Source organism: Serratia sp. OLAL2 (assembly GCF_002752475.1).
Classification (GTDB): Bacteria; Pseudomonadota; Gammaproteobacteria; order Enterobacterales; family Enterobacteriaceae; genus Serratia; species Serratia bockelmannii.
Genome location: NZ_MSTL01000021.1, coordinates 50,324 through 63,683, shown reverse-complemented (window position 1 = coordinate 63,683; position 13,360 = coordinate 50,324). Strand labels below are relative to the sequence as shown.

General features: G+C 61.8%; 7 protein-coding genes. 2 read left to right on the top strand and 5 right to left on the bottom strand.

Going from position 1 to position 13,360, the window contains the following annotated elements; genetic code table 11:
- Positions 1-98 precede the first annotated feature (98 nt).
- From BVU99_RS23555 to ppk1, 5 genes are all read right to left on the bottom strand, one after another.
- Positions 99-3,428, bottom strand: a complete 3,330-nt coding sequence (locus BVU99_RS23555; RefSeq protein ID WP_099816840.1) for a diguanylate cyclase — start codon at positions 3,426-3,428, stop codon at positions 99-101.
- 185 nt (positions 3,429-3,613) lie between these two features.
- Complete coding sequence (gene mgtE / locus BVU99_RS23550) at positions 3,614-5,047, bottom strand: magnesium transporter (RefSeq protein ID WP_049204844.1); 1,434 nt, start codon at positions 5,045-5,047, stop codon at positions 3,614-3,616.
- A 103-nt stretch (positions 5,048-5,150) separates the two neighbouring features.
- Entirely contained in the window at positions 5,151-5,333 is a 183-nt protein-coding gene (locus tag BVU99_RS23545) for a YfgG family protein (protein ID WP_004941600.1), read from the bottom strand.
- 181 nt (positions 5,334-5,514) lie between these two features.
- Entirely contained in the window at positions 5,515-7,065 is a 1,551-nt protein-coding gene (gene ppx / locus BVU99_RS23540; RefSeq protein ID WP_025303850.1) for an exopolyphosphatase, read from the bottom strand.
- Positions 7,066-7,075: 10 nt separating this feature from the next.
- A complete protein-coding gene (ppk1, locus tag BVU99_RS23535) occupies positions 7,076-9,139 on the bottom strand; it encodes a polyphosphate kinase 1 (RefSeq protein WP_016926720.1) in 2,064 nt (687 codons plus the stop codon).
- 396 nt (positions 9,140-9,535) lie between these two features.
- On the opposite strand from ppk1, the gene BVU99_RS23530 reads away from it, so the two are divergent.
- Together BVU99_RS23530 and pstA are read left to right on the top strand one after the other, a co-directional pair.
- Complete coding sequence (locus BVU99_RS23530) at positions 9,536-11,707, top strand: ABC transporter permease subunit (RefSeq protein WP_049204840.1); 2,172 nt, start codon at positions 9,536-9,538, stop codon at positions 11,705-11,707.
- Positions 11,704-13,353 (top strand): phosphate ABC transporter permease PstA, encoded by a 1,650-nt coding sequence (gene pstA / locus BVU99_RS23525; RefSeq protein ID WP_099817656.1) that lies wholly within the window; start codon positions 11,704-11,706, stop codon positions 13,351-13,353. Before BVU99_RS23530 ends, pstA begins: the two co-directional genes overlap by 4 nt.
- Positions 13,354-13,360: the final 7 nt, after the last annotated feature.

Sequence of the window (13,360 nt, the reverse complement as noted above, 5' to 3'; positions counted from 1 at the left end):
GGTGTTATTTATATCACTAATCTCGTATGGGTTAACACAATGTGAAATACGGGGGAGTGCGGCGCCGTCCGTGCGACGGCGCCGGTGAGGAAGAGGGATTAGCGAATGCCGAAATAACCGTCGCTGAGCAACACCGCCAGCGGCTGCTCCAGCGCCACCTGATCGCCGTCCGCCAGATCGATGCCGATATCGCGCAGCGCCTGCAGCGTCACCGGCTGGTGGGCCGGCCCGGCGAGCGTCTGCGCCTTGATTCGATGCGCCGCGCCGTTGAGCATCGCGACCATCAGCTCGTCCATCTGGTTGCAGTGCACGTTGGTGATAAAGCGCTCATCGATGCGAATGATGTCGATTCTCTGGTCGCTGAGCTCATCGAAAGCATTGATGTTATGCCCGAAGCCGTTGACGATCAGCCGGCAGCCCTGCTGCTGAAGTTCGCGGAGAAATGCCCGACACTGCGCGGCGTGCTCCAGTATCGCGGCCTCATCGACGCTGAACAGCAGCGCCTGCGGCGGCAGCGAGGAAGCGCGCACTGTTTCCGTCAGCTCGCGCTGGAAGTCGGCGCTGAGCAGACTGTCGATAGCCAGCGGCAGCGCGAGCGACAGCCCTTTGCGTTTGATGTCGTCGGCATATTTCACCAGCAGTTGCGCCGCCGTCCAACGGTCGATGTCCGGCATCAGGCCGTACAGCTGCGCGGCGGCGATGAACGCCTCGTGCGACAGCGGGCGCTCGTCCGGCGCCATCACCTGCAGCTTCACCTGGTGAAACGCGGCCGACAGCGGCGTCGCCGGCGGCGCGACCGCGTGAGTCAGCAGCCGCAGTTGCCCCTCGCTGATGATCGTCTGCACTTCCTGCAGGCTCAGCACCTCGTGCTGCCGCTCCAGCCGCTGTTTCTGCCGCGTTTCGTACAGATAAACCTGGCCGCGCCCCTGGTGCTTGGCGGTGTAGCAGGCGATATCGGCCTGCGCCAGCAGTTCGCTGCTTTTGGCGTCGGCGCTGATGCGTGTGATGCCGGCGCTGGCGCCGACGCGGTAAATCTTCCCTTCCCAGTAGAACGGGTGCTGGCTGATTTGATTAACCACTTGCTGCACCAGCGATTTGGCCTGTTCCAGCCGGCAGTCGTACAGGATCAGCCCGAACTCGTCGCCGCCCAGCCGGGCCAGGCAGTCGCTATGGCGCAGCTGATGCCGCATCAGCTGGGCGATGTCCCGCAGCAGGGCATCGCCCGCCGCATGGCCGGCGGTGTCGTTCACCGCCTTGAACCGATCCAGATCGAGGAACACCAGCGAATGCGGTGACGACGGTTCCCCGCCGGCGACGATCGCCGCTTTCAGCTGTTTCTCGAAGCGGGTGCGGTTCGGCAACCCGGTCAGCGCATCGTGCGAGGCGCTGTAGCTGAGTTTTTTCATCAGTTCGCGCGAAGCGGTGACGTCCTGCAGCACCATCACCGCACCCATGGTTTCCCCGTCGAGGGTTTTCAGCGGTGAGACCGACTGTTGCACGTCGAAATAACGCCCGTCGCGGCTGTGCAGCACCAGCGCATAATCCGCTGGCCACTGCCGTGGGTATTGCGTGAGGTTTTCGATTTCCGGGCCGTCTTTGCCGTTGGTCAGGCGCACCACGCCGGCGACGGGCATACCGATCGCCAGTTCGAGCGGCCAGCCGCACATCTGTTCCGCCACCGGGTTCATAAAGGTGACACGCAGGTGGCTGTCGGTGGAGATCACCCCTTCGCCGATGGCGTCGAGAGTGATGTGCAGGCGCTCCTTTTCTTCGTGCAGCGCCTCGGCGAGGCTCTTGAGCTCGGTCATGTCGATATTGGTGCCGATCAGGCGCAGCGGCCGACCCTGATCGTCGAGGATCACGTTGCCCTGGCCGCGGATATGGCGCACTTTGCCGCCGCGCGTCGTGATGCGAAACTCCATGATGAATGGCCGCGGCTGCGCCAGGAGCTCGGCCAGTTCGCGATCGGTGCGCTCGCGATCTTCCGGCACCAGCAGGGTGCGCCACAACGCCAGCGTCGGCGTTTGGTCGGGGGTGAGATCGTAGAGTTCGAACATGCGCTGATCCCAGGTGAAGTTTTCCTGGCCCATCACCCATTCCCAGATGCCGACGCCGCCCACCTGGTTGGCCAGCGTGATGCGCTCCACCAACCGGTTGTTCTCCGCCTCGCTGCGCTTAAGGTCGCTGATGTCCTCCACCTGAGAGATGAAGTACAACGGCCGGCCTTCGCCGTCGCGCACCAGCGAGACCGCCAGCAGCGCCCAGACCGTCTGGCCGTCGCTGCGGATATAGCGCTTCTCTAGGGTGTAGCTGCTGATATGGCCGTCGAGCAGTTCGTGCAGTTGGGATAGGTCGGCGTTCAGATCGTCCGGGTGGGTGATCTCTTGAAAGGTCAGGCGATAAAGTCTTTCGGGCGGATAGCCGAGCAGCTTGCACAGCGCCTGGTTAACCTGCAGCCATTTGCCCTCCGGCGACACCAGCGCCATGCCGATGGCGGAATACTCCAGCGCGCTGCGAAAGCGGCTTTCGCTCTCGACGATATGTTGCTTTTCCACCCGGAAGGTGTGCATCACCATCGCCATGGCGTGCGCCGGGATCAGGATCAGCAACATCGGTAGATAGAGGCCGAGTTCGCCCAGGAAAGTGTGCCGGGAAGACGTAAGGCGCATCAGGCCCAGCGACAGCAGGACGGTGATCAGCAGGATTGTACAGAAACAGACGGTGAAGGTTTCGAAGCGCGACAGGGCGATAGCCGCCCACAGCAGCGGCAGGATGACGAAGGTAAAGGGGAAGGGCAGATGCGTCAGCGCCAGATAGCTGAAGGCCAGCGATCCCATCAGGGTCAACAGCAGCGGATACGGATTCAGCCCAGCCAACAGGCGGCGGTGATAGGTGAGCCCGAGCGGCGCCAGCGACAGCACCCCTATCGCCTCAGCGATGAACCAGGTGCCGAACGATTGCCAAAACGTCTGGTCCGGCGTGGGGGTCAGTCCGGCGGCCAGCAGCGCGCTGAACAATGGGGTAAATATCACCGCGCAGACCACGAAGCGCAGCCAACAGCCCAGATCGCTCAGCGGATCGATCGCCGGCAGCGTGCGGCGCAGCAGCAGAGCGCACACTGCCGCTTCCAGCAGGTTGATGGCGGCCAGCTTGACGGGAATGGCGCTGAGGCCGAACAGCAGGAAGCTGGCGAGCACGATGCCTGTGCCGCTGGCCAGCAGCGGCAAACCCCAATGACGCGGGGGATGGCGATACAGCACGGCGATCGCGGCGGCGGTCGGGAACCACAGCGGCGTGAAGTGATGAGCCTCACTGGATAACGACAGGCTCAGCAAGGCGAGCAAAAACGTCGCCAGCGCCACGAACAGGGAATGCGTCAGCACGACGCCTTTGTGTGTGCCGAACGTGTTCGGCGCGCTGATCTCCATAGACACCCTTACCGATGGCCTCTGCCTGTGATTGAATTCATGACGTGAATGAATTAAGACGATTTATTGGCAAAGGGTAGTACAGCGTGAGAGGAAAACCTACCGGGAGGGCCGACTTTACTGCATTAGCGCAGGCCCGGCGACAGAATGACGAAAAAGCCGGCGCGGGGCCGGCTTTGAGCGTCTTACAGCAGGAACAGGGTGGCGAGGCCGAGGAAGATGAAGAAGCCGCCGGTGTCGGTCAGCGCGGTGATGAGCACGCTGGAGCCGACCGCCGGATCGCGGCCCAGTTTGAGCATGGTCATCGGGATCACCACGCCCATCAGCGCCGCCAGCAGCAGGTTGAGCAGCATCGCCAGCGTCATTACGCCGCCCATCGCCGCGTCGCCATACAGCAGCCAGGTGATCACGCCCATGATGCCGCCCCACACTACGCCGTTGATGATGGCCACCCCCAACTCTCTGAGCATCAGGCGCGAGATGTTGCCGACTTCGATCTGGTGCAGCGCCAGCGCGCGCACGATCATGGTGATGGTCTGGTTGCCGGTGTTGCCGCCGATGCCGGCGACGATCGGCATCAGCGCCGCCAGTGCCACCAGCTGGGAAATGGTGTGTTCGAACAGGCCGATCACGCGGGAGGCGATGAATGCGGTGCAGAGGTTGATCGCCAGCCAGGCCCAGCGGGTCTTGACCGCCTTGCTGACCGGGGCGAACACGTCTTCTTCCGGGCTCAAACCGCCCATGCGGCGCAAATTGGTGTCACTCTCTTCGTTGACGGCGTCGACGATCTCTTCGATGGTCAGGCGGCCCATCAGTTTGCCTTTGGCATCAACCACCGGGGCGCTGATCAGGTCATAACGTTCGAAGGCGCCGGCCGCATCATCGGCCTTGTCTTCGGGCTGAAAGGTGGCGGGATCGCTGTCCATCACTTCGCGCACCGGGATCTCCGGGTCGTTCAGCAGCACCGCGGTCAGCGGCAGCTCGCCCAGCAGGGTGTTTTTGCGATCGGTGACGAACAGTTTATCGGTGGCGTCGGGAATGGTTTTGCGCATGCGCAAAAAGCGGTGCACCGCGCCGAGCGTGACGTCCGGCCGCACCGTCACCAGTTCGAAATCCATCATCCAGCCGACGCTGTCTTTGGCGTATTGGCTCATCTCGCGCACCTGGGCGCGCTGCTCCGGCTCCAGCGAGGTCAGCAACCGGCCCATCAGGTTACGCGGCAGGTATTGCGCCAGGTAGGCCTGTTCGTCGACATCCAGCGTTTTGATCGCCTTGAGCAGGTCTTTGTCGCTCATTTCCTCGATCAGGCTGTCCCAGACCGGCTCGGCGACTTCCACCAGCGTCTGGCCGCGCTTGCTGTTGCCCACCAGCCGCCACAGCGCCATGCGTTCGTCCTGCGGCAGTGCTTCCAGCAGGTCCGCCAGGTCGGCGGCGTGCATGTCGTCCAGCAGGCCGGTAATTTCCGCCGTTTGGTTCAGCCGTTCGCTTTGGCTGAGGGCGTGTTCATCCCCCGGCCGGCCGAGAATGCCGTCGACCAATTCCTTATTGTTCAACAACAGAGTAAGAATGCGCTGGCGGTGTTCAGCGACTTTTTTGACGTTATGGGTTGCGGCTGACATGGTGTTCCTTAACGGGCGCTCGGCGTTCCTGACGCAGGCTCATTAAAAGATAGAGCATAGCGAGTGCCGGAGTCATTTTTATGAAACGGACGGGGCGCGGCGGTTATTCAGAGGAGGCGTCCTGTTGTGGCGCGCTGACTTCGGCGGCGTTTTGCGCAGCGGCCTGCTTTTTTTCCTGATGATGAGGCACCGCCACCACGGCGGCGTACAGCAGTCGGCCGACTAAAATGATAAAGCTGATAAACAACACTATCTTCGTCATCTGTCCGGTGGTTTTCTTGCGCATATATCACCCGGTATGCCGGTGTCCTGTGTTATTCGCTCGAGAATTTGTAACCGGATTTTAGGCGCTGATGACAAAAGTTGTCCATTTTTTTCCGGCGGGCGGCGCGCCGTATTAGGGTTTCGTTTAGGTTGGCGGAGCGGGGGCGGAAAGAAAAACCCCCTGGCTGGCAGGGGGCGGGGGATCAGGCGGAGCGCTGTTCGTCTTGCGAGCCTTCTTCGTCGATCAGCAGCTTCCAGCCGACGACGTCGTTCCAGTAGGCCTGCTCGCGTTCGAAGTCCAGCTGCACCAGGTTGTTCTGCGCCAGATAGCCGGCTGGGAAACGCAGCGTCCAGTGGTTGTCGTCGGTGGTCAGGCGCAGCGTTTCCGGCGTGGTGGTCGACTGCCGCTGGTTGTTGAGCAGGGTGCTCAGACGCAGCAGCTGGATCAGCGGCAGGTAGTGTTTCTTTTTGAACAGGTTGAGGCGCGGCAGCTCTTCCAGCTTGATCGCCTTGCGGTGGAAGCGCACCAGCGCCGCCAGCAACAGCTGCTGTTCCTGGTTGAAACCAGGCAGGTTGGAGTTTTGCAGAATGTAGGCCGAATGGCGGTGCATGCCGCTGTGGTTGATGCTCAGCCCCACCTCGTGCAGCATGGCGGCCCATTTCAGCAGGGCTTCCAGCTGCGGATGCGCCAACTTGGTGTTCTGCGCCATCCACTGCGAGTAGAGCAACTCGGTGGTTTCCAGCACCCGTTTGGCCTGCTCGCGATCGATGTTGTAGTGATCGGCCAGGCTCTTGGCGGTGCGGCTGCGGATGTCCTGGTGGCGGAAACGGCCTTCCATTTCATACAGCACGCCTTCGCGCAGCGCGCCGTCGGACAAGCGCAGATCGCGGATCGCCAGCGCGTCGAACACGCCGCACAGGATAGCCAACCCCGGCACGAACACCGATTGGCGGTCTTCCGACAGCCCCGGCAGGCTCAGCGAGCCGAAGCTTTTGAACTGCAGCACCTGTTCGGCGAGCATTTCCAGGCGTTCCAGGGTGATGAGACCGTCTTTTTCTCCCATCGCCACCAGCACTTCGTGGGCGGCCTTGATGGTACCCGAGGCGCCCAGCGCGTACTGCCAGCCCTGAATGCGGTACTGCCAGGCCAGCGTTTCCAGCTTCTGTGCCGCCGCCAGCCGAGCGCGGCGGAAGTTGTTTTTGCTGATCTCTCCGCCCGGGAAGAACAGCTGGGCGAAGCTGACGCAGCCCATGCGGCGGCTTTCCGCCAGCAGCGGCTCGAAGTCTTCGCCGATCACCAGCTCGGTGGAGCCGCCGCCGATGTCGATCACCAGCTTGCGGCCTTTCTCCGGCTGGGTGTGTTCCACGCCCATGAAGATCAGGCGCGCCTCTTCCTGGCCGGCGATGATTTCGATCGGGTAGGGGATCACTTTGGCGGCGCGCTTGAGGAATACTTCGGCGTTCACCGCCTGACGCAGGGTGTGGGTCCCGACGATGGTGACGTTATCCGCCGGGAAGCCCTGCAGCCGTTCGGCAAACAGCGCCAGGCAGGCCAGGCCGCGTTCTATCGCCTCTTCACTGAGTACGTTGTTGCTGTCCAATCCGTCGGCGAGATGTACCCGTTGTTTCAAACGGCCCAATACCTGTAAAGCGCCGTTGACGACGCGGGCGATCACCATGTGGAAGCTGTTCGACCCGAGGTCGATGGCGGCGATTTCCTGCGGTTTGTTCGATGCAGTGTTTTTTAGCGGCATAGTTGCTGGCCTACTGTCCTGGTTGTTCCAGAGCTTTTAAATACTCGTAAATAGCCACCTGGGCGCGCACTTTGCGGCGGTTGCCGCGCGGCACGTACTGGTTGCTCAGTTCTTTATCCACATAACGGGCCTTGACCGTATCGCTGAACAGGATCTCCAGAATGTCCAGAACGCGCTGTTTCAGCGCCGGATCCAGCAGCGATACCGCCACTTCGATACGGTAATCTATGTTGCGGGTCATCCAGTCGGCGGAGGACAGATACACCCGTTTGTCACCTTTATTGTCGAAAACGTAAACCCGATCGTGTTCCAAAAAGCGATCGACGATGCTGATCACCTGAATATTGTCGCTGATCCCCGGCAGGTTGGGAATCAGGGAACACATGCCCCGCACCAGCAGGCGGATCTTCACGCCGGCGCCGGACGCGGTATATAACCGATCTACCAGTCCTTTATCCACCAGATTATTTATTTTCAACATAATGCCGGCCTGTTCCCCGGCCTGCGCGTTGGCGATTTCGTTGTCGATCAGCTCATACAGCTTCAGGCGCGAGTTCTGCGGCGACACCATCAGGTTGTCGAAGGTGACCGGCCGGTAGGGGTTCTCGATAAAGTTGAACACCCGGCGCACTTCGTTGGTGATGCGTGAATCGGCGGTCAGCAGCGAATAGTCGGTGTAGATGCGCGCGGTTTTTTCGTTAAAGTTGCCGGTGCCGATATGAGCATAGCGCACAATTTCATCGCCTTCACGGCGCGAAATCAGGAACAGTTTGGCGTGGATTTTCAGCCCCGGCGCGGAGAAGATCACGTGTACGCCGGCCTCGGTCAGGCGCTTCGCCCAGTGAATGTTGGCCTCTTCGTCGAAGCGCGCCTGCAGCTCGACCACTACCGTGACCTTTTTGCCGTTGTGCGCGGCGTGGATCATCGATTCGATGATGCGCGAGTCTTTCGCCACGCGGTAGATGTTGATTTTGATCGCCAGCACGCTCGGATCGAACGATGCCTGGCGCAGCAGCTCCAGCACGTGCTCAAAGGTGTGGTACGGGTAGTAGAGCAGCACGTCTTTTTCGCGAATGGCGTCGAAGCCGTTGCGGAAACCGTCGAACCAGATGTGGCGCAGGCGCGGCAGCGGCTTGTTGACCAGATTGGCCTTGCCGACGTTCGGGAAGCTGATGAAGTCTTTAAAGTTGTGGTAGCGGCCGCCGGCGATCACCGAATCGTAGTTGGAGATGCCCAGCTTGCCGCGCAGCAGTTCCACCATTTCGTTCGGCATGTCGCGCTGATAAACAAAGCGCACCGGCTCGGCGGTCAGGCGCTGTTTCAGGCTGGAGGACATCAGTTCCAGCAGGCTGGATTCCATTTCGGTCACCAGATCGTACTCCGCGTCGCGGGTCATTTTCATCGAATAGGCGTTGAGCGCATCGTAGTCGAAGAAGCCCTTGAAGATATCGTCTAGGCAGTAACGCAGAATGTTGTCCAGCAGGATCATTGGCTTACGGCGGCGCGGCGCTTCCGGCGGCAGATTGACGAAGCGCGGCACCTTGTCGGACGGGATCTCCAGCAGCGCATAGTCGGTGCGGGCGCCGCGGATGATCTCCACCGCCAGATAGGTGTAGTCGTCTTTCAGGAACTGCACCAGGTTGGTGTCGTGGTTGATCAGGATCGGCGTGATGTGCTGGCGCAGATGCTGTTTGAAATATTGCCGCAGCCAGATTTGCTGGTTCTCGGACACCTGGCGTTCGTTGATCAGGAAGATCTGGTTGCGGGCCATTTCCAGCAGCAGATCGTTGTACAGGCCGTCGAACTCCTGATCGGTTTTCAGCACCTTGGCCTGGATCTTTTTCAGCAGGTGGCGCGAGGAACCGGCGGAGCCTTGCTCTTCGCTGATCAGGATGCGCCGTTTGAGATCGGCGAAGCGGACTTTATAGAACTCGTCGAGGTTGTTGGAGTAAATGCCCAGAAAACGCATACGTTCAATCAGGGGATTGCTCTTATCTGCGGCTTCCTGCAACACGCGTTCATTAAAGGATAACCAGCTTAGTTCTTTTTCGATGTAGAGCTTTTCCTGACCCATTGCCACTCCAGTTCAAATTTAGAATAGGATCCGGGACGCAGCGCCCGGATGCCGCTCTAGTGTCCTTCATCATTATTGCGAGAGATTGACAGGAAAGTCCAACATATCCATTGCGTTGGCGCGCGGCGTTTTTCGGCGGCAATAAATTTTCCCCGCGGCGGGATGCTCGGCAGTAAAACGATCAGCATGAAATGACGGCTAGCAGGCTTATTCTTGGCGTTATAAAGCGTGTTAATGGTCATTTTTCAGCAATATATCAAATTCATATTGTCTGTTGGCAGTGTAAAAAACCTGGGTTGAGTCGGGTAACTTTGTCATGCAAACGTCATAAAACTGACATAAGATGCCCGGTTATCTTACGGCGTAAGCCCGATTACATCAGCGACAGCGAGACACATGACACAGACGACGGCCAATCAACATCCCCGAGATCGCATGCGCGGGCGCATCGACCGCGGCGTGCAGGCGGCAGTGACCGCCAGCGGGCTGATGGTGCTGATGACGTTGATGCTGATCTTCGTTTATCTGCTGTTTGCGGTGCTGCCGCTGTTCAAACCGGCCTCGCTTGGGCAGGCTCAGCCGCTGCCGATCGCGGTGTCGGCCCCGGCGCTGGCGCTGGGCATGGACGTGCAGCAGCGCGTGGGTTATCGCATCGACGCGCAGGGCGCGGGGCAATTTTATCGTCTGACGCCGGCGCCGAGCGGCCAGGCCCAGACGCCGCTGGTGCAGCAGACGCTGCTGGCCAAACCGGCGCTGCTCGCGCAGGCTGCCGGAGAGCGCGATCTGTTTGCGCTGGCGCAGGCCAACGGCCGGTTGGTGGTGGCACGCGCGGACTTCGCGACGGCGGAAAACGGCCGGCCGCAGTGGCAGTTCCCGCTTGGGCAACAGCCGTTGGCGCTGGATCCGCAGAACAAACCGCTGAAACTGCTGTCGTTGGCGGATGCGCATCGCGGGCAGTATCTGTTGGCCGGGGTGACCGACGATCGGCGCCTGGTGTTCGGTCGCTTCAGCCCCGACCGGCCGCCGCAGTTCAGCGAGCGTCCGCTGGAGCACGACGGGGAGCAACTGGTGCTGACGCCGGATGGCCGCCAGCTTTACCTGCTGACCGGCAACCGGCTGGCGCGTTATCAGATCGACGGCGCGCAGCTGCAGCTGCGTGAAACGCGTACCCTTGGCGAACACGCCCCGTATCAGATGACGGCGCTGCCCGGCGGTAGCGCGCTGCTGATCAAGGGCGCCGACGGCAATCTGCGCGAGTGGTTCGAGGTGGAAAAAGATCGGCGCTGGCGCCTGACGCCGGTGCAGCATTTCGATCACGGTGCTGACGGGCAGGAGCTGACGGTGGCCGAGCCTTACCGCCGTGTGTTCGCCACCCTGCGGCCCGATGGCGGCTTCTCGTTATTTTCCGCCATTCAACCGCAGCCGCTGCTGAATACCCGTTTGGGTGCCGAGGTGCGGCAGATGGCGTTCGCGCCGCGCGGCGATGGTCTGCTGCTGGAGAGCGCGCAGGGCTGGCAGCGCTATGCGCTCGACAACCCGTATCCGGACGTCACCTGGCGTTCGCTGTGGGGCAAGGTGTGGTATGAGAACTACCCGCAGCCGGCCTACGTCTGGCAGTCCACCTCCGGCGAAGACAGCTACCAACCCAAATTCAGCCTGATGCCGGTGATCTTCGGCACCTTCAAGGCGGCGGCTTACGCGATGCTGTTCGCCATACCCTTGGCCTTGGCCGGCGCCATCTATACCGCTTACTTTATGACGGCGGGGCTACGACGGGTGATCAAACCGGCTATCGAAGTGATGGGCGCGCTGCCGACGGTGGTGATCGGGCTGGTGGCCGGCATCTGGCTGGCGCCGATCATCGAGCAGTATCTGTTGGCGGTGCTGGCGTTGCCGCTGCTGCTGGCGGCGGCGGTGCTGCTGTGCGGCGCGTTGACCCATCGCTTTATGCCGCGCTGCCGGCCGGGCGTCGATCTGCTGTTGCTGTTGCCGCTGCTGGCGTTGACGGTGTGGCTGGCGTTCAGCCTGGGGCCGTGGCTGGAGGTGGCGCTGTTCGGTGAGCCGCTGCATTTCTGGCTGGGGGATAATTATGACCAGCGTAATGCGCTGGTGGTGGGCGTGGCGATGGGCTTCGCGCTGGTGCCGATCATCTTCTCGCTGGCGGAGGACGCGCTGTTCAGCGTGCCGGCCACCCTGAGCCAGGGCTCTTTGGCGCTGGGCGCCACCCAATGGCAGACGGTGATCAAGGTGGTGCTGCCTTCCGCCAGCGCCGGCATTTTCTCCGCGCTGATGATCGGCTTTGGCCGCGCGGTGGGGGAAACCATGATCGTGCTGATGGCTACCGGCAACACGCCGATTATCGACGGCAGCCTGTTCCAGGGGCTGCGCGCGCTGGCGGCCAACATCGCCATTGAAATGCCGGAGGCGGTTTCCGGCAGCAGCCATTACCGCGTGCTGTTCCTGACTGCGCTGGTGCTGTTTGTCTTCACCTTCGTGTTCAACACGCTGGCGGAGGCGGTGCGCCTGCGGTTGCGTAAGCGTTACACGCCGAATCAGGAGGCGCCATGAAGAGCTGGGTGAAGAGCGGGTCGCCGTGGGTGTGGCTGACCGCCGGTTCGGTGGCCGTCAGCCTGTTGGCGCTGATCGGCATTCTGCTACTGCTGGCCGGGCAGGGGATGCGCTATTTCTGGCCGAGCCCGGTTTATCAGTTCGAACTGAATCAGAACGGCGCTGGGCCGGTGACGGTGATCGGTGAGTTGTACCAGCAACAAAGCATTTCCCGGCGCCAACTGGCCGAGGCGGGCGTCACGCCGCCGGGCGAGGCGCAGAACGTCGAACGTTATCTGATTAAGGTCGGCAACCGCGAACGCGAGGGGCAGGATTTCCGCACCTTGCTGGCCAGCGATATCCGCAGCCAAAGCACGCCGCGCAGCCTGCTGGTGCTGGAACGCGACAGCCACGGCACCGCTTACGGCTATCTGGCGGGGCTGCTGGAAGACGGGCAACCACTGACCGGCCGCAATCTGGGGCAGGCGTTGCAGCAGCGCCTGCCGCAAATCGCCGCGCTCTCGCGCCAGGCGCACGACATTCAATTCCGCGACATGGCGCGCATCAATCAGCAGTTTGACGCGTTGCGGCTGCGGGAAAAGCGCCTGCAGCGCGACGATAAGCTGGACGCCCGCGCACAGGACGCCATCAAGGCCGAACGGCTGGAGCTGCAGCGGCAGTATCAGCTGTTGTCCGAACGTCTGGCGGGGCTGAACCGCGATCGCCAGCGCGACGCGTTGCTGCTGCGCGACATGCACGGGCAGACGTTGACCATTCCGCTCAGCCAGGTGCGCGATGCCTGGTACCCGAACGCCATGAGCACCTCCGAGAAGCTGGCGCACTGGGGCGAGCAGGTGAAGAAGTTTCTCACCGACAGCCCGCGTGAGGCGAATACCGAGGGCGGGGTGTTCCCGGCCATTTTCGGCACGGTGTTGATGGTGATCCTGATGTCGATCGTGGTGATGCCGTTTGGCGTGATCGCGGCGCTGTATCTGCACGAATATGCCGGCAACAATCTGCTGACGCGGGTGATCCGCATCGCGGTGGTCAATCTGGCCGGCGTGCCCTCGATCGTCTATGGCGTCTTCGGCCTCGGCTTTTTTGTTTATATGATCGGCGGCACGCTCGATCAGCTGTTCTATCCTGAATCCCTGCCCAACCCGACCTTCGGCACGCCCGGCGTGCTGTGGGCGGCGCTGACGCTGGCGCTGCTGACGCTGCCGGTGGTGATCGTCGCCACCGAGGAAGGGCTGTCGCGCATTCCCGCCTCGCTGCGGCAGGGCTCGATGGCGCTGGGCGCCAGCCGGGCCGAGACGCTGTGGCGCATCGTGCTGCCGATGGCGGCGCCGGCGATGATGACCGGCCTGATCCTGGCGGTGGCGCGCGCCGCCGGGGAGACCGCGCCGCTGATGCTGGTGGGGGTCGTGAAATCGGTGCCGGTGCTACCGGTGGACGAGATTTTCCCGTATCTGCACCTGGAGCGGAAGTTCATGCATTTGAGCTTCCAGATCTACGATATGGCATTCCAGAGCCCGAGCGTGGAGGCGGCGCGGCCGCTGGTGTTCGCCACCGCCTTCTTGCTGGTGACGATCGTGGTGAGTTTGAATCTGGCGGCGATGGGCATCCGCCATTCGTTGAGGGAGCGGTACCGAGCATGGTCGCAGTAACAATGAC